Here is a 15,709-nt window from a genome sequence, read left to right on the forward strand (position 1 = left end):
CGCAGAATGAAAACGAAACAGCGCACTTTGACCGTCCTTCTGGCAATGGTGCTTGTGCTGGGCGGGCTGCTGTGGCTCATCACCCGCAGCAATGCTGCAGAAGAAGTAGCGTCCAGCGCTGCAGCAGAAGGCAGCATTGTGCTTTCTTCTTTTGCGGCAGGCGATGTGACCAGCATCCGGTATGCCTATGGCGGCGAAACGCTTACCCTAAATTACGATTCCGGAAGCTGGACGCTGGCGGATGACCCGGGCTATCATCTGGATGCATCTGCCTGCAACACCATGGTCACAGCGCTGGCATCCCTGAACGCTAAGCGCCAGCTCACGGCTCAGCCCGGTGAGGACTACGGCCTTGCAGACCCGGTCGTTACTGTCACGGTAACAGCGGCAGGCGAAACAAACACCTTTGCCTTTGGCAGCCAGAACCCTGTCACAGGGGATCTGTACGTGCAAAAAACCGGAGATGATGCCATTTACACCGTCTCCGGCAACAAGGCAGCCTGCTTTGAACAGACTAAAGCGGATCTCTTTGGCGCGTTCAACCCGGCAGGACTCACAGCTTCTGTGCTGGAGAGCGTCTCCATCGCAACAGATGCAGGAACACTCTCGCTGACAGCCGTATCGGAAACGGCGGAAACGGACAGCAATTCAGCAGATGCTTCTTCCGAAAGCGCCGCTGCTTCCACTGCCTACCAGACGGTCTGGCGGCTGACCGATGACCCGGCGGCTGAATTGGACGAAGCCAAGCTGCAGAGCATCCTGTCGGCCCTTGGCGGATACGTCTCGGCGCAGGTGACGAATGCTGACCCTGCCGCTTACGGCTTTGATGCACCCCTTGCAACGGTGCGGGCCGCCTCTGCCGATGGGAGCGTGACCCTCCACTACGCCGAAAATGCAGACGGCTGCTGGATGATGGTGGATGGGGACAGCTCCGTCTATGCGGTTGACCTTGACACTGTACAGGCCCTTCTGATAACAGCTGCCGAGCTGAAAACAGAATGAAAAATCCATGTACGCCGTATGCGGAAACTCCGCTGCGGCGTATGTTTTTTTGCTGCAGCGTGTAAAGTTTCGGCAAACAGCGGCAGAGTGATTGACTTTTCAGCAAAGATTGATTAAGATAGACGGGACAGGGTAGAATAACTGCGCAATGTTTTTGTATTTTTAAGGTTCGTCATGGAGGTTGTGCGGGGTCGAGTCTGCTTTTACCGCCAAAGTGTGATGGTTGGGCAAGCAGACTCCAAGTCGCCCTGGTACGAGGGATGGGGCAGAGCCCTGTCTTTTTTCGTATCTGAGTTACAAGGAGGATGTAGTAAAAAATGGACAACTCGGTGATCGTTTCACTGCGTGATATTGTAGTGGAATTTGATGGTCAGCGCATTCTGGATGGGCTGAATCTGGACATCCATGACAAAGAGTTCGTGACCCTGCTGGGTCCCTCCGGCTGCGGCAAAACCACCACTCTGCGCCTGATCGCGGGTTTTCTGGAGCCGAATGCCGGCAAAGTGCTGCTGAAAGGTGAGGACATCACCGGCGTGCCGCCCTATAAGCGCCCGGTGAACACCGTTTTCCAGAAGTATGCACTGTTCCCGCACCTGAATGTGTTCGAGAACGTGGCCTTTGGTCTGCGTCTGAAAAAGCTGGACGAAGAAACCATCCGCCGCAAGGTGCGCAATATGCTGGAAGTCGTGGGACTGAAAGGCTTCGAGCGCCGCAGCATCAGCCAGATGTCCGGTGGTCAGCAGCAGCGCGTTGCCATTGCCCGCAGTCTGGTGAACGAGCCGGAGATCCTGCTGCTGGACGAACCCCTTGGTGCGCTGGATCTCAAGCTGCGCAAGGAAATGCAGCTGGAGCTCAAGCGCCTGCAGCGTGAAATGAACATTACCTTTGTTTATGTCACCCACGATCAGGAAGAAGCCCTGACCATGTCCGACACCGTTGTGGTCATGAACGGCGGCAAGGTGCAGCAGATCGGCACACCCGAGGATATTTATAATGAACCGAAGAACGCCTTTGTGGCAGACTTTATCGGGGATTCCAACATTGTGGACGGTGTGATGCACCGGGATTTTCTGGTGTCCTTCTCCGGCGTGGACTTCCCCTGTGTGGACCGCGGCTTTGCCCGCGAGCAGAGCGTGCAGGTGGTAGTGCGCCCCGAGGATATCGAGGTGGTATCGCCTGTGGAAGGTCAGCTGGTGGGCGTTGTGAACGACGTCATTTTCAAGGGTGTCCACTTTGAAATGCATGTGGAATGCGAGGGCCGTGAATGGCTCATCCACTCCACCCGCGCCTGCACACCCGGTGAGACCATTGGTATGCGCATCGGCCCCAACGAGATCCATATCATGGCGCGTTCGGAGGGGTGAGCCGCGATGATGAAGATTTACGATAAAAAACTGGCCTATCCCTACTTCGTGTGGATGGTGCTGTTCACGGTGGTGCCGCTGATTATCGTTGTGTACTATGCGTTCACCGATGCAAACGGCGCCTTTACGCTGGACAACCTCACCTCCATCAGCGGCTACGGCTCGGTGTTTGCCCGCAGCCTGCTGCTGGCCCTCATTGCCACGGTCATCTGTCTGGTCATTGCGTTCCCGGTGGGCTATTTCCTTTCCCGCCTGCGGGTGAACAAACAGCACATCATGCTCATGCTGGTCATGCTGCCCATGTGGATGAACTTCCTGCTGCGGACCTATGCATGGATGGGCCTGCTCAGTGTCAACGGCCCCGTGAATGCTGTGCTGGGCGTGTTCGGCCTTGGCCCCTTCAATATGCTCAACACTTCCGGCGCGGTGGTGCTTGGCATGGTGTATAACTATGTGCCCTATATGATCCTGCCGCTGTACACCAGCATGACCAAGATCGACCAGAGCCTTGTGGAAGCTGCGCAGGATCTGGGCGCTTCTACCACCAAGACCCTTGTGCGGGTACTCATCCCCATGAGCGTGCCCGGCATCAGCACCGGCATCACCATGGTGTTTGTCCCGGCGGTGTCCACCTTTGTCATCAGCCGTATGCTGGGCGGCGGTTCCAATCTGCTGATTGGTGATCTGATCGAAATGCAGTTTCTGGGCAACAGCTACAACTTGAACGTAGGCTCTGCCATGAGCCTGGTGCTGATGATCATTGTGCTGCTGTGCATGAGCTTTACCTCCAGCTTTGATGAAGATGAAATGGAGGGCGTGTCCTGATGAAAACGAAACATCTGCGCCTGATGCAGCGTGTCTATATCATTCTGTTTTTCTGCTTCATGTATCTGCCCATCGCATACATGATCGTATTCAGCTTCAACCAGTCCAAGGGCTATTCGCTCTTTACCGGCTTTACCATCAAGTGGTACTCCAGCCTGCTGCACAACTCCGCTATCCTGCATGCGCTGCTGGTCTCGCTGGAGGTGGCTCTGATCTCTGCGGTCATTGCCACTGTGCTGGGTACAGCGGCAAGTCTGGGCATTGCGTCCATGGGCCGCAAGAGCCGCCTTGTCGTCACCAACATCACCTATATCCCGGTGGTCAACCCGGAGATCATCACCGGCATTTCGCTCATGCTGCTGTTCGTGGCCTACCAGCGCTTCGCCGGCGGCGTCTCATGGCTGCCGGATACCATCATGGGCTTCCCGACATTGCTCATTGCACATATCGCGTTCAATGTGCCATATGTTATCTTCAACGTGACGCCCAAGCTCAAGCAGCTGGACATCAAGCTGTATGAGGCTGCGCTGGATCTTGGCTGTGACCCCAGACAGGCCTTCTTCAAGGTCATTCTGCCGGAGATCAGCCCGGCCATCCTGTCCGCTTTCCTGATCTGCCTGACCTACTCCATCGACGATTTTATGATCTCCTACTTCAACTGCGGCACGGTGGAGACCCTGCCCATCGCCATCTATTCCATGACCCGTAAAAAGGTCAGCCCGGAGATCTATGCACTGTCCACCATTATGTTTGTGGTCATTCTGTGCATCATCCTGTTCTCCAATGCGATGGAAAGCCGCAATTACCGCCGCGATCAGAAGGCGCTGAGAGGGGAGGGCGTGTGATGAAACGTTTTGCTGTTTTGCTGCTGGCGCTGGCAATGATGGTCTGCTGTGCACTGCCCGCCTTTGCTGCCGGCACCATCGAAGTCACGGAGGACGTCTCGGTATCGGATGATTACGATTGGACCCGCTTCAAGGGCCAGAATGTCGCCATCAACGTTTACAACTGGGGCGAGTATATCTCCAACGGTTCGGACGACAGCGTGGATGTGGTGTCTGCGTTTGAGCAGCTCACCGGCATCAAGGTGAACTATACTACCTTTGACTCCAACGAATCCATGTACGCCAAGCTCAAGTCCGGTGCAGCCGACTACGATGTGGTCATTCCGTCGGATTACATGGTGGCGAAAATGATCTCCGAGGGGATGCTCAAGCCTCTGAACTACGACAATATCCCGAACTTCAAAAAGATCGATCCGGAATATGTGGATCCGGATTACGATCCGCAGAATGCCTACACTGTGCCCTACATGCTCTGTACCACCGGCATCATTTATAATACCACCATGGTGGACGAAGCACCCACCAGCTGGGCTGATCTGTGGGACGAGCAGTACGCAGGCAATATCCTGATGTTCAACAACAGCCGCGATGCCTACGCCATAGCTGCGTTTAAGAGCGGCCACAACATCAACCCGCAGTCTACCGAAGAAGTGGACGAGGTGGTGGAGGAACTCAAGGCGCAGAAGCCGCTGGTGCAGGCATACGTCATGGACGAGATCTTCGATAAGATGATCGGCGGCGAGGCAGCCATCGGCGTGTACTACTCCGGCGATGCCATCACCATGATCGATGACAACCCCGACCTTGCATGGGTGTTCCCGGAGGAGGGCAGCGTGCTGTCTGTGGACTGCATGGCCATTCCTGCTGCCAGTGAGCATCAGGAAGCTGCAGAAATGTTCATCAACTTCATGTGTGAGACGGATATCGGCAAGGCAAACGCCGAGTACATCGGCTACACCACCCCCATGCATGATGTGTGGGAGGTGCTGGACGAGGATCTGAAGGAGAGCGAGATCGCTTATCCGCCGGAGGAAGCTGCCGCTAAGGAAAAGGTGTTCACCGCCCTGAGCGACGATGTGAACAGCGAACTGGATGTAAAGTGGAGCGAAATGAAGAGCTACGACGAAGGCGGCAGCAGTCTGCTGTTCCTTGCGCTGCTGGCAGCTATGGTGGCGCTGGCCTGCTTCAACATCTGGCGCAAGGTGCGCAAGCGTGCCCGCAATCAGTATTGAGGAATCGTTTTCATAAGTATTGCCCACTGCATGAAGGGCCTTTTGAGCCAATACTGCTTACGAAAACAGGTTCTGAACGCAAAGGAGGCTGCTGCACAGAACAAGGTGCGGCAGCCTTTTTTATAGAAAGAGGGAAAACCATGGAACAATATTTTTACACGGAAACGATGACTGTTATGAATGCAGACGCCGACTTCCGCAGCCTGCTCAAGCCCAGCGCCCTGCTGCGCTATGTGGAGCAGATTTCGACAGACCACGCCCGCGCCTTTGGTATGGATGACCAGTTCTTCAAGGATCGCGGCGTGACCTTTCTGGTGGGCAAACAGGCTCTGAAGTTCAGCCGTGTGCCGCAGCGTGCCGAAACGCTGACCCTTACCTCCCGGGCGCAGGTCAGCAAACACGGCTCCGTCAAACGCATCACCACACTTACCGATGCCGAGGGCAAAGAGGTGGCAATGGTGGATTGCCGCTGGATCGTGGCCAGCCTTACGGAGGGCCGCATCCTGCGGGAGCCGGGCTGGACGGTGGAAGGTTTCTGGAACGACACCGTAGAGGACGAACTTCCTTTGCTGCTGCATAAGTGCAAGGACGGCCTGATCAGCGCAGGGGAGTGGACGGTGTATTATTCCCAGTGTGACTTGAACGGCCACCTGAACAATGCCTTCTATCTGGATCTTGTCTGCGACGCCCTGCCGCTGGAAATAGTGCGCAAGGCCCCTGTTACCTTTGCCTCTATCAATTATCACCGGGAAATTCCTCTGGGGGAGACGGTAGAAGTGCTTTACGCGCCCTCCGCAGACGGCTGGTATGTTATCGGCAGGCATAACGGCCAGACCAGCTTTGAATGCTATCTGGAGCTGGGAAAGTAAAAAAGAAATACTGCCGGTGAACGCGCAGCGCCAGCTGCTCCCAAAGGGAGATCTGAGAACGGGATTTTTTCTGTCCACAAAAAGTTCAAAAATTATTACAAAGAAATTACAGAAAAGCTATTGCAAATTGGTTTCAAAAGAGTTACAATATGGTTACAGCAAGGGCACAAGCCCAGCTGAGTGTGAAATCTTTTTCTTCTTGTTTTAGGGATATCGGGCACAGGTTCTCCTCCTCCGACTGTTCTCCTTCACAGTTCGTGAGCCATGTGCCGCACAGGCGGTATCCCGCTTCGTGTGCAAAAAAGCTCGTCCGTTCTGGACGAGCTTTTTTGCATCCTCTGCACCCTCAAAATGACTTCCCGCGCGGGAAAGTATGACCTTACCTCGTTTTGGTGGTCAATTTGTCTGTTTTTCCGCAAAGGACATTTACAAAGTTTGGCGCGGCAGGGGTTTGTATTCTGGCTGTCTTTGTGGTAAAGTATATTCAATCAATTTATACACCGCAAACATGAAATTCGTTTTATGCTTTTGCTGTTTCCGTTTTTGATGCGTTGAGAGAAAAGGAGTTTGAACATGGCTTATTTCTATGAAGAACCTTCCCGCACTTTCGGTGAATACCTGCTGATCCCCGGCTATTCCTCCGCTGAAAACGTTCCCACTGCTGTCAGCCTCAAGACCCCTCTGGTCAAGTACCGCAAGGGTCAGGAAGAGTGCCCTCTGCAGATGAATATCCCCATGATCAGCGCCATCATGCAGTCGGTCTCCGGCGATAAGCTGGCCATTGCACTGGCTCGTCAGGGCGGTGTGTCCTTCATCTACGGTTCTCAGAGCATTGAAAACGAAGCCGCTATGGTGCGCCGCGTCAAGAGCTTCAAGGCTGGTTATGTCGTGTCCGACTCCAATCTGGCCCCCACTGCCACCCTGCACGATGTGCTGGAGCTGAAGGCACGCACCGGCCACTCCACCATTGCCATTACCGCCGATGGCACGCCCAACGGTAAGCTGCTGGGCATTGTGGCATCTCGTGACTACCGCATCAACCACACCCCGGATGATGCCCCTGTCACCACTTTCATGACTCCGCTTGAAAAGCTGGTCACCGCCCCGGAGAATACCTCTCTGCACGATTGCAACAACATCATCTGGGACAACAAGATCAACACTCTGCCTCTGGTGGATGCTGAGGGCAACCTGAAATATATGGTGTTCCGCAAGGACTACGATTCTCACAAGAAGAACACCAATGAGCTGCTGGATGCCAACAAGAGCTATGTGGTGGGTGCCGGTATCAACACCCGCGACTATGCCGAGCGCGTGCCTGCACTGGTGGAAGCCGGTGTGGATGTGCTGTGCATCGACTCTTCTGAGGGCTATTCCGAGTGGCAGAGCCGCACCATTGGCTGGATCCGTGAGCATTACGGCGATACCGTCAAGGTGGGCGCAGGCAATGTTGTGGATGCCGAGGGCTTCCGCTTCCTGGCCGAGGCAGGCGCAGACTTTGTAAAGATCGGCATTGGCGGTGGCTCCATCTGCATCACCCGCGAGACCAAGGGCATTGGCCGCGGTCAGGCTACCGCTGTCATCGAGGTAGCAAAGGCTCGTGACGAGTACTTCAAGGAGACCGGTATCTATGTGCCGATCTGCTCCGATGGCGGTATCGTTCACGATTATCACATCACGCTGGCTCTGGCTATGGGTGCCGACTTCGTCATGCTGGGCCGTTACTTCGCCCGCTTTGACGAGAGCCCCACGAACAAGGTTCGCATCAATGGCCAGTATATGAAGGAGTACTGGGGCGAAGGTTCCAACCGTGCCCGCAACTGGCAGCGCTACGATCTGGGCGGCTCCACCAAGCTGAGCTTTGAGGAAGGCGTGGACAGCTACGTGCCCTATGCCGGCCCTCTGGCTGATGGCGTGCAGACCACTCTGTACAAGGTCAAGAGCACCATGTGCAACTGCGGTGCCCTGTCTATTCCCGAGCTGCAGCAGAAGGCCAAGCTGACGGTTGTTTCTTCCACCTCCATTGTGGAGGGCGGCAGCCACGATGTCGTGCTCAAAAATGCTACCCCCAACATCATCAATGGCTAAGCTTTTTTGATTGCAAAGCCGCCTGTGCCGTCTGGCACGGGCGGTTTTTTGCATAAAAACTCTTGAACAAGCCCGCATTTGGTGATATCATGATAGAAACGCACTGTCAAGACAGGCAGGCATGCAAACCTTCCCACAAGGAAGAGGAACGGCAAAGGCCGGAGGAAGCCTTTGTCAGGTGCAAAGAAGAGAGGATACTATTCATGGACGAAATCAAGGTTGTGCCTTACATCCCGGATGAGGACTACGACAACCCCGCAATGGTCGTGGATTTTTATGAATTTACTATGGCCAACTGCCTTTTCCTGCACGGATTCAAGGATACTACCCTGGTGTTCGATATGTTCTTCCGCAAGAACCCGGACAATCAGGGCTACTCCATCAGTGCCGGCCAGCGCAAGCTGACCCGTTTCCTGCTGAACTATCATTTCAATGCGCAGGATATCTGGTGGCTGCGCACCAAAGGCATGAGCGAGGAATTCTGTGAGTATCTGCGCACTTATCAGTGGAAGGGTGACATGTATGCACTGCCCGAGGGCACGGTGGCCTACCCGCATGTGCAGATGGTGCGCATTGAGTGCGACCTTGTGGGTGCGATCCTGATCGAAACCTACCTGCTGCAGACCATGAACTTCCACAGCCTGATCGCGACCAAGGCCACCCGTGTCACCGGCCTGAACACCCATACGCCCCGCAGCGTCATGGAGTTCGGCACCCGCCGCGCACAGGGCAAGAGCGCTGGCAACGATGGCGCATACGCTGCTGTTCTGGGCGGCTGTGTCGGCACGGCAAACTGTCTGGCGGAGATGAAGTTCGGCGCAGATGTCAAGGCCGTTGGCACTGTGGCGCACAGCTTTATTGAGTTCTTCCCGACCGAGTTCGACGCTTTCAAAGCATTTGCAGATACCTATCCGGATTCGGTCAGCCTGCTGCTGGATACCTACAATATTATGGAGAGTGGTCTGCCCAACCTCATTAAGCTGGACGATTACCTCATCGAAAAATATCCCAACGACCCGAACCGTCGTGTCAAGAGCGCCCGCATCGACTCCGGTGACCTTGCCCGCGGCTCCAAGCGCCTGCGCAAGGCGCTGGATGCAGCAGGCAAGCCCTACATCAAGCTGGTGGCGTCCAACGGTCTGGATGAGAAGAAGATCGCCAACATGGAGCTGTACGAACACGCTCATTTTGACTCTTACGGCGTGGGCGAAAACCTGATCACTTCCGCTTCCGACCCCGTGTTCGGTGGTGTGTACAAGCTGGTGGCAGTCAAGAAGCCGGATGGCAGCTATACCCCCAAAATGAAGTGCTCGGATTCTGCCAGCAAGGCTATCATCCCAGGCAAGAAGATGCCGTGGCGTCTCTACGATGAGAACGGTCAGGCGCAGTGCGACCTGATCGCTATGGATGATGAGGTCATCGAGGCCGGCAAACCCATCACCATGGTCAATCTGGACTCGGATGCCATCGAGCGCACCGTGACCATCACACCCACCAAGGTCAAAAAGCTGCTGGTGCCCCACATCCTGAACGGCCAGCTGGCCATTGAGCTGCCCTCTATTGCAGAAAAGAAGGCCTACATTGCAAAGCAGCTCACCGAGGAGACTTGGGAAAGCGAACTGCGTCTGGAATGCCCGCATAAGCACTATGTGAATATGACGCCGGCTGTGGCCGAGTGCCGTTCCAAAATGTATGCAGAGCTGCATGGCGGTAAGGTATAAAAGCTTTTCTTGACAAAAAAGCAAGCCTGTTGTATTATAAGAGCTGCCGTTTGAAAAAACGGTGGCTCTTCTTATGCCGCTGTGGTGAAATTGGCAGACACGAGGGACTTAAAATCCCTTTCTGGAGACAGAGTACGGGTTCGACCCCCGTCGGCGGCATGGACAAAAAGCACCTGAAATCGCTTGATTTCGGGTGCTTTTTGTTTGCCCAAAACCCGCCGGATAACCCACTTGCAGGAAATGAAATACTAAAACAGCCCCGAGGGACCGTCAGGCTCCCCCGGGGCTGCTGCGATGTATGGCTTTTTCGTCCGGGCATTTTACTTTTCCTGCGCTTTCCGCTCTGAATGGGGCAAGGGGTGCTTTTTGCAAGCCACAGTTCTATCTGCCCGGGACAGGCATATACTCATAGCAAGCTGGCAACCCCAAAAAGGAGGAAGAAATTGTGGACGAGTATTACCGTGCAGTACGGCAGCTGCCTTCGTGGTTGGCACAGCCTTTGGGGCAGCTTCCGACATCAACAGCGGCACAGATCCATGAGCTGCGATTCCGGACAGGGCATGGCATTTTTCTTACGATGTCAGGTCGCCAGATTCTCCTGAAGGAACTTTCTGAGTGTCCGCAGTCACTGCGGGAATGCATACTGGATCAGCTGCAGCTCGAAGAAATCTTTCACACTCTGTGCGGTGGTGCAGTCCATGCACATCAGAACGAACTGACGCAGGGGTTCCTTACCACACCGTCCGGCTGCAGGGTCGGAGTTGCCGGCCGCTATGTGGACCGCGACGGGCAGATGATCCTGCAGCAGGTGCAGTCGTTGAATCTGCGGATCGCGCGTGCAGTTCCTCTGATGCTGCCGGACAGGCTTTGCGAGATCCTGCAAAGGCATTTTATCGGGATGCTTGTAGTCGGTGAACCGGACAGCGGCAAAACAACATTTCTGCGGCAGATCGTTCAAAGCCTTGCAGGAATGCAGCGGAGAGTCTGCGTGGTGGACGAGCGTGGTGAAATTTATCCGCAAGAACTTTCAGGTCCGGATCAGCAGCTGCCCGCAGTGGATACCCTGTCCGGCATTCCAAAGGAGCGTGCCGTGCAGATGGCGCTGCGCACTCTTTCACCGCAGGTGATCGTTCTGGACGAGCTGGGTTCACTGGCTGAAACAGCAGCGCTGGAGCAGGGCTTTTTCAGCGGGGTGGATTTTATTGCAAGCGTTCATGCCGCAAGTGCGGAGGAAGCAGTCAGACGACCGCAGGTGAAGGCTTTGCAGCAGCAGGAAATGCTGCGTGTACTGGTGCTGCTGCAAGGCTGCGCCGAGCCGGGCAGAGTCCGGCAGATCGATGAGCTATGATCCAACTGTTTCATTGGATGGGAGCAGCGCTGCTTCCGCTGTGCGGATGGCTGACCGGAGCAGCCCTGCAGGCAGGAAAAGAGCAGCATATCCTGCAGCTGCGGCATACTGTGGAATTGCTGCGGCGCATCCGGCAGGAAGTGGCATACCGCAGGCCGGATATGGAACTGCTCTGTCGCTGTCTGATACAGGAAGGGCTGCTGACACCTGCGGAAAAATTGCAGGCTCTCGCGCCGCCTGCAAGCTTCCGCGCCGAAGAGCGGCTTTGCTTTGAACAATGCTTTTCCGGCCTCGGCCAGTGCGAAGCTGCGCAGGAGTGTGAACGGCTGGACTATTATACCGCGCGCTTTGAAGCGTTTCTGCAGCAGGCTCAGCAGGAAGCAGCCGCCTGTGCTGGCCTGTCCTGCAGGCTGGGATTTGCGGCAGGAGCTGTTCTGGCACTGATTTTTTTGTAAGCGCAGGAGGATGCAGAATTGGAGATCGATCTTGTTTTTAAAATTGCAGCCATTGGCATCATTGTGGCGGTGCTGAATCAGCTGCTGATCCGTTCCGGACGGGAGGATCAGGCCATGATGACCACTCTTGCGGGCCTTGTCGTAGTGCTGTCCATTCTTGTCAAGCAGATCAGCGTCCTGTTTGTCACCATCAAGTCGCTGTTTGCGCTATGAGTACCTCCGTTTCCATCCTTGGGGCGGCAGTCGTTTTTGCGGCAGCACAGCTTTTGCTGCGCAAGGATTCTCCGTCTTATGCATTTTTGCTTTCGGTCGGTGCCGCAGTATTTATACTGCTGAGGCTTGGCGCAGCTGCGCAAGATCTGATGCGGGGAGTATGGGCACTCAGCCGCCGGGTGGATGGTACTGCCTTTTCCTGTCTGCTGCGCTGTGCAGGGATCCTGCTGATCACGGATTACGCCCGGACACTGTGTGAAGAAGCAGGCGCAGATTCACTGGCGTGGTGTACAGGTTTGGCGGGGAGGCTCCTTGTTCTGGCAGCGGCATTCCCCTTGCTGGAGGAGATCTGTCAACGGATCTGGGGGCTTGCTGCATGAAATTATTTCAAAAGGCGTCCGCTGCTGTGCTTGCCGTCTGCGGAGTTTTGTCTGCGGTCCCGGGTGCGCAGGCGGCCGGGCTGCAGGATCTGCCCGGGCAGGAGCTCTGGCAGCCCTATCTGAATGCTGCGCCGCAGGATGCGGATTCATTTGTCCACGATCCGGTCGGAGCGCTGCTTTCCCTTTTGCCGGCTTCACCGCTGGAAATGATCCGGCAGATGGCGCATTGCTATGCAGACGTCCTGCTGTTCCTGCTGCTTTTGATCCTGCTTTCTTTTCTGGTCGGAGAAGCGGCAGACAATGCGCTTTTGGAACTGGCAGCGGCTGTAGGGTGCGGCACCCTTTTATGGGGCGACCTGATGACCCTCGCGCAGCAGGTGTGCGAGCGGATGACAGGATGGAAAGACTATCTTCTGGGGTTCCTTCCGGTCTACAGTGGGGTGCTCACCGCAGGAGGAGAAGCAAATGCCGGTGCAGCGGCAAGCGGTCTGCTGCTGACAGGGCTGTGTTTCCTTGCACAGTGCACGGCTACAGTCGTCAGTCCGCTGCTGCAAAGCTATCTTGCGGTCAGCATGGCGTGCTGCATCAGTACCCAGAGAGGGCTTTCCGATACCTGCCGCGCCACAGGTGCACTGCTGCAAAAAGGGCTGCGCTGGGCCGGCCGCCTTTTTGCGGTTTTACTGGGGCTGCAGCGTGCAATAACGGTGCAGTTGGATCGTTCGGCGCTGCGGCTCGGAGAGCTGTTCACCGGCAGTGTGCCGGTCATAGGACAGGCTCTGAGCGATACGGCAGAGGTCTTTCTGACCGGAATGGGGCTGCTGAAAAGCAGTCTGGGCCTTGCGGCGCTCATGATGATCGGTGCGGAGTTTTTGCCGCTGTATGTGCAGCTGATGCTCCATCTGGCGTTCCTCACAGTCTGCAGCCTTTTGTGCGGGCTTGCATCGAACAGCCGCTGTCAGGCGCTGTTCGCCTGTATGGCAGAAGCTGTAAAATGCATGGCTGCCATCACAGCATTGTATTTTGAACTGCTGACGGTGGGCGTCGGGCTTTTGATGATGACAGGAGGCGGATGAAGTGCAGGCATTCCAAAACGCTGCAGCTGCATTTTGCATCGCCTGCATCTGCGCAGAGGTCACTGCTTTGCTGACAGGCACAGGCTGGGCGGGCAGATGCATAAAAGCAGTTGCCGGGCTATATATTCTAGTAGTCCTTTTCCGGCTGGCACCGGGTGTGAAGCCGGAACTGAAAAGCGCCATGGAGGCAGTACCGTCCTCTGTCCATATCCAGAGTGCCGAAATATCGATCCTGCAGAAAGCGCAGGAGCGGCTGGAAAGCTCCCTGCGGACAGAGTGTATGCAGCGCTTTGGGGTACCGATAGAACTGGACATCACGCTGACGCAGGAGGGGCAGACCGTACAGGCTGGATCTGCAGGTTTTACCATCCTATCAGAATGTACCGACGCAGAAAAGCAGCAGGTCGCCGCATATCTGCAGGAAGCACTCGGCACGGCATCGGTACGGGAGATGCAGGAGGAAGTCGGATGAAAGAAACAGAGGGCTTTTCCATCCGTCTCTTTGCCGAAAAATGCAAAGGAAAGCAGGGCAGGACAAGGCTTGCGGCTGCAGTAGGATTGCTGGCGATGCTGTTGATCCTGCTGTCGGAGCTTTTCCCGCAGCCTTCTGCGGCAGGCAGCACCCAGAAAGCCAAAAGCGCACAAAGCAGCACCGAATATCAGGCACAATTGGAGGAGCGGCTGGAACGGCTGATCTCTCATATGAGCGGTGCGGGCAAGACCACTGTGATGGTCACACTGGGGACCGGGGAGGAAGTAATCTATGCATTGGACACGCAGTCCGGAGATATGCAGTCGCAGCAGACGCATGTCTTGCTGGAGGATGGTTCCGCCCTGACTGAGACGGTCTGCGTGCCGCAGGTCTGCGGCGTGGCAGTGCTGTGCGAGGGCGGCGGTGATGTCCGGATCGCGGCCCGGATCACAGAGCTGGTGAGCGCATTGCTGGATCTGCCGTCCAATCACATTTGTGTGGAGCAGCGCAAGGGCTGAGTCCCGGAAACTTTTATAAGGAGGAACGATCTATGAGAGCACTTTCTGGAAATACCCGCAAAGCTACTGCCGTTACACTGGCCGCAGCGCTGGTGATCGCCGTGTACTTAAACTGGCAGTATGCCCGCAGCGATGTACCTGCGGAGCTGGAAAGCACTGCTGCTGTCGCGGCGCAGGTGGAGGATGTTCCGGTGCAGGCCGATGCCATTCTGGATGAACTGCCTACCGAAGCGGAAGCAGTTTCCAGTGCAAATAAAAATTATGGCGAGGCGCAGCTGGTAAGTGTTGCCAGCGACAGCGGTGCAAAGTTCTTTGAGCAGGCCCGTCTCAAACGACAGAAAGCCCACGATGAAGCGATGGATTCCATTAAAAAGACGATGAAGGCTTCCTCTCTTTCCGCAGAAGAAAAGAAGGAATACACCTCCCAGCTGACAGCAAATCTGGAAGACCTGAATGCAGAAAATGAGATCGAGACCCTTATCAGGGCCAAAGGCTTTGCCGACTGCCTGTGCTTTTTGCAGTCTGGAAGGGCAGATCTGACCGTTATGACCTCAGGCCAGCCGCTCACTGCCACACAGGTGGCGCAGATCCGCGATGTGGTGCTGAGCAAAAGCAGTGTGACGGCACAGAATATCACAGTGGTGGAGGTCAAATAAGACACAGTCCTGCCATTTTGTCCCAGCATAGCTGCAGAAGGCAGAGTTTTCCCAAACAAGTATTGAAATCACCCCCGCTTTGATGGTATAATAACTCTATCAATCAAGCATGATGTTGTCCTGCGTATGGCATTGATCGTTTCAGGCAGGACCATTTTAAACAGGAAAAAGCAGGCGGACTGCCCGCTTTTGGATGGAGGACAACACAATGGATTTTCAGAATACGAATCTTCAGGGCGGCAGCCTTCAGATCTCCACCGAGGTTATTGGCAAGATCGCACGCTGTGCAGCGTTGGAAATTGACGGCGTTGCTGAGGTCTCCTGCGGCAAGCAGAATAAAAAGCTCAAGGATCTGCTGGAAGCTTCCAGCATCCAGTCTCCGGTCACGGTGGAGATGCGGGATGGTACCGCAAGCATCACCCTGAACCTGATGGTAAGCTTTGGAGCACGGATCCCTGCCGTGGCAGAAAAGGTGCAGGAAAACGTGAAGACCGCTGTGCAGAACATGACCAATGTTACGGTGAGCCGGGTCAATCTGGTCATTGCCGGTCTGGCAGATGCTGCAGCAGCGCAGGAATAAAACAAAATCAAACAGGAAAGACCGATCCTCTCTGCCGCTTCAGGCAGAGGGGGTTCGTGTTGCGAGAG

16 protein-coding genes and 1 tRNA gene are annotated in these 15,709 nt (G+C 55.4%); all 17 read left to right on the forward strand.

Annotated elements, in window-relative coordinates; translation table 11 throughout:
* Nucleotides 1-6: 6 nt before the first annotated feature.
* The 17 genes from ACKXF9_RS09950 to ACKXF9_RS10030 all read left to right on the forward strand — a co-directional run bounded on the left by ACKXF9_RS09950 (nt 7) and on the right by ACKXF9_RS10030 (nt 15,641).
* Entirely contained in the window at nt 7-1,002 is a 996-nt protein-coding gene (locus tag ACKXF9_RS09950) for a DUF4340 domain-containing protein (RefSeq protein WP_418266070.1), read from the forward strand.
* A 317-nt stretch (nt 1,003-1,319) separates the two neighbouring features.
* Nucleotides 1,320-2,366 carry a spermidine/putrescine ABC transporter ATP-binding protein gene (potA, locus tag ACKXF9_RS09955; RefSeq protein WP_249236668.1) on the forward strand — a complete coding sequence of 349 codons (1,047 nt, stop codon included), beginning with the start codon at nt 1,320-1,322 and terminating at the stop codon, nt 2,364-2,366.
* A gap of 9 nt (nt 2,367-2,375) precedes the next feature.
* On the forward strand, nt 2,376-3,191 hold the full coding sequence (locus ACKXF9_RS09960) for an ABC transporter permease (RefSeq protein WP_249238708.1): 816 nt from the start codon (nt 2,376-2,378) through the stop codon (nt 3,189-3,191).
* On the forward strand, nt 3,191-4,036 hold the full coding sequence (locus tag ACKXF9_RS09965) for an ABC transporter permease (RefSeq protein WP_418266071.1): 846 nt from the start codon (nt 3,191-3,193) through the stop codon (nt 4,034-4,036). The genes ACKXF9_RS09960 and ACKXF9_RS09965 overlap by 1 nt, the downstream gene beginning before the upstream one ends.
* Nucleotides 4,036-5,268, forward strand: a complete 1,233-nt coding sequence (locus ACKXF9_RS09970; RefSeq protein ID WP_418266072.1) for an ABC transporter substrate-binding protein — start codon at nt 4,036-4,038, stop codon at nt 5,266-5,268. Before ACKXF9_RS09965 ends, ACKXF9_RS09970 begins: the two co-directional genes overlap by 1 nt.
* A 140-nt stretch (nt 5,269-5,408) precedes the next feature.
* Nucleotides 5,409-6,137: an acyl-[acyl-carrier-protein] thioesterase gene (locus ACKXF9_RS09975; RefSeq protein WP_418266073.1), complete on the forward strand. Its 729-nt coding sequence runs from the start codon at nt 5,409-5,411 to the stop codon at nt 6,135-6,137.
* A gap of 573 nt (nt 6,138-6,710) precedes the next feature.
* The gene (locus ACKXF9_RS09980; RefSeq protein ID WP_418266074.1) at nt 6,711-8,225 is read left to right on the forward strand and encodes an IMP dehydrogenase; all 1,515 of its coding nucleotides are present in this window, start codon (nt 6,711-6,713) and stop codon (nt 8,223-8,225) included.
* Nucleotides 8,226-8,428: 203 nt separating this feature from the next.
* The gene (locus ACKXF9_RS09985; protein ID WP_339394896.1) at nt 8,429-9,946 is read left to right on the forward strand and encodes a nicotinate phosphoribosyltransferase; all 1,518 of its coding nucleotides are present in this window, start codon (nt 8,429-8,431) and stop codon (nt 9,944-9,946) included.
* Between the two features lie 75 nt (nt 9,947-10,021).
* Nucleotides 10,022-10,105 (forward strand) — tRNA-Leu (locus tag ACKXF9_RS09990).
* Between the two features lie 286 nt (nt 10,106-10,391).
* Nucleotides 10,392-11,294 carry an ATPase, T2SS/T4P/T4SS family gene (locus tag ACKXF9_RS09995; protein ID WP_418266075.1) on the forward strand — a complete coding sequence of 301 codons (903 nt, stop codon included), beginning with the start codon at nt 10,392-10,394 and terminating at the stop codon, nt 11,292-11,294.
* Nucleotides 11,291-11,749, forward strand: coding sequence for a hypothetical protein (locus tag ACKXF9_RS10000; protein WP_418266076.1), 459 nt, complete (start codon nt 11,291-11,293; stop codon nt 11,747-11,749). The genes ACKXF9_RS09995 and ACKXF9_RS10000 overlap by 4 nt, the downstream gene beginning before the upstream one ends.
* An 18-nt stretch (nt 11,750-11,767) precedes the next feature.
* Entirely contained in the window at nt 11,768-11,962 is a 195-nt protein-coding gene (spoIIIAC, locus tag ACKXF9_RS10005; RefSeq protein ID WP_249236660.1) for a stage III sporulation protein AC, read from the forward strand.
* A gap of 376 nt (nt 11,963-12,338) precedes the next feature.
* Nucleotides 12,339-13,415 carry a stage III sporulation protein AE gene (locus ACKXF9_RS10010; RefSeq protein WP_418266077.1) on the forward strand — a complete coding sequence of 359 codons (1,077 nt, stop codon included), beginning with the start codon at nt 12,339-12,341 and terminating at the stop codon, nt 13,413-13,415.
* Between the two features lies 1 nt (nt 13,416).
* Nucleotides 13,417-13,887: a hypothetical protein gene (locus ACKXF9_RS10015; RefSeq protein WP_418266078.1), complete on the forward strand. Its 471-nt coding sequence runs from the start codon at nt 13,417-13,419 to the stop codon at nt 13,885-13,887.
* Complete coding sequence (locus ACKXF9_RS10020; protein ID WP_418266079.1) at nt 13,884-14,405, forward strand: stage III sporulation protein AG; 522 nt, start codon at nt 13,884-13,886, stop codon at nt 14,403-14,405. Before ACKXF9_RS10015 ends, ACKXF9_RS10020 begins: the two co-directional genes overlap by 4 nt.
* Before the next feature lie 32 nt (nt 14,406-14,437).
* Nucleotides 14,438-15,061: a SpoIIIAH-like family protein gene (locus ACKXF9_RS10025; protein WP_249236656.1), complete on the forward strand. Its 624-nt coding sequence runs from the start codon at nt 14,438-14,440 to the stop codon at nt 15,059-15,061.
* Between the two features lie 193 nt (nt 15,062-15,254).
* A complete protein-coding gene (locus tag ACKXF9_RS10030) occupies nt 15,255-15,641 on the forward strand; it encodes an Asp23/Gls24 family envelope stress response protein (protein WP_249236655.1) in 387 nt (128 codons plus the stop codon).
* Nucleotides 15,642-15,709 lie beyond the last annotated feature (68 nt).

Source organism: Faecalibacterium sp. 9 (genome assembly GCF_048320955.1).
GTDB lineage: Bacteria > Bacillota > Clostridia > Oscillospirales > Ruminococcaceae > Faecalibacterium > Faecalibacterium wellingii.

Excerpts from the sequence above, each read along its gene's own strand:
- ACKXF9_RS09950 (WP_418266070.1), top strand. The coding sequence starts at position 7 with ATGAAAACGAAACAGCGCACTTTGACCGTCCTTCTGGCAATGGTGCTT.
- potA (WP_249236668.1), top strand. The coding sequence starts at position 1,320 with ATGGACAACTCGGTGATCGTTTCACTGCGTGATATTGTAGTGGAATTT.
- ACKXF9_RS09960 (WP_249238708.1), top strand. The coding sequence starts at position 2,376 with ATGAAGATTTACGATAAAAAACTGGCCTATCCCTACTTCGTGTGGATG.
- ACKXF9_RS09965 (WP_418266071.1), top strand. The coding sequence starts at position 3,191 with ATGAAAACGAAACATCTGCGCCTGATGCAGCGTGTCTATATCATTCTG.
- ACKXF9_RS09970 (WP_418266072.1), top strand. The coding sequence starts at position 4,036 with ATGAAACGTTTTGCTGTTTTGCTGCTGGCGCTGGCAATGATGGTCTGC.
- ACKXF9_RS09975 (WP_418266073.1), top strand. The coding sequence starts at position 5,409 with ATGGAACAATATTTTTACACGGAAACGATGACTGTTATGAATGCAGAC.
- ACKXF9_RS09980 (WP_418266074.1), top strand. The coding sequence starts at position 6,711 with ATGGCTTATTTCTATGAAGAACCTTCCCGCACTTTCGGTGAATACCTG.
- ACKXF9_RS09985 (WP_339394896.1), top strand. The coding sequence starts at position 8,429 with ATGGACGAAATCAAGGTTGTGCCTTACATCCCGGATGAGGACTACGAC.
- ACKXF9_RS10000 (WP_418266076.1), top strand. The coding sequence starts at position 11,291 with ATGATCCAACTGTTTCATTGGATGGGAGCAGCGCTGCTTCCGCTGTGC.
- ACKXF9_RS10010 (WP_418266077.1), top strand. The coding sequence starts at position 12,339 with ATGAAATTATTTCAAAAGGCGTCCGCTGCTGTGCTTGCCGTCTGCGGA.
- ACKXF9_RS10020 (WP_418266079.1), top strand. The coding sequence starts at position 13,884 with ATGAAAGAAACAGAGGGCTTTTCCATCCGTCTCTTTGCCGAAAAATGC.
- ACKXF9_RS10025 (WP_249236656.1), top strand. The coding sequence starts at position 14,438 with ATGAGAGCACTTTCTGGAAATACCCGCAAAGCTACTGCCGTTACACTG.
- ACKXF9_RS10030 (WP_249236655.1), top strand. The coding sequence starts at position 15,255 with ATGGAGGACAACACAATGGATTTTCAGAATACGAATCTTCAGGGCGGC.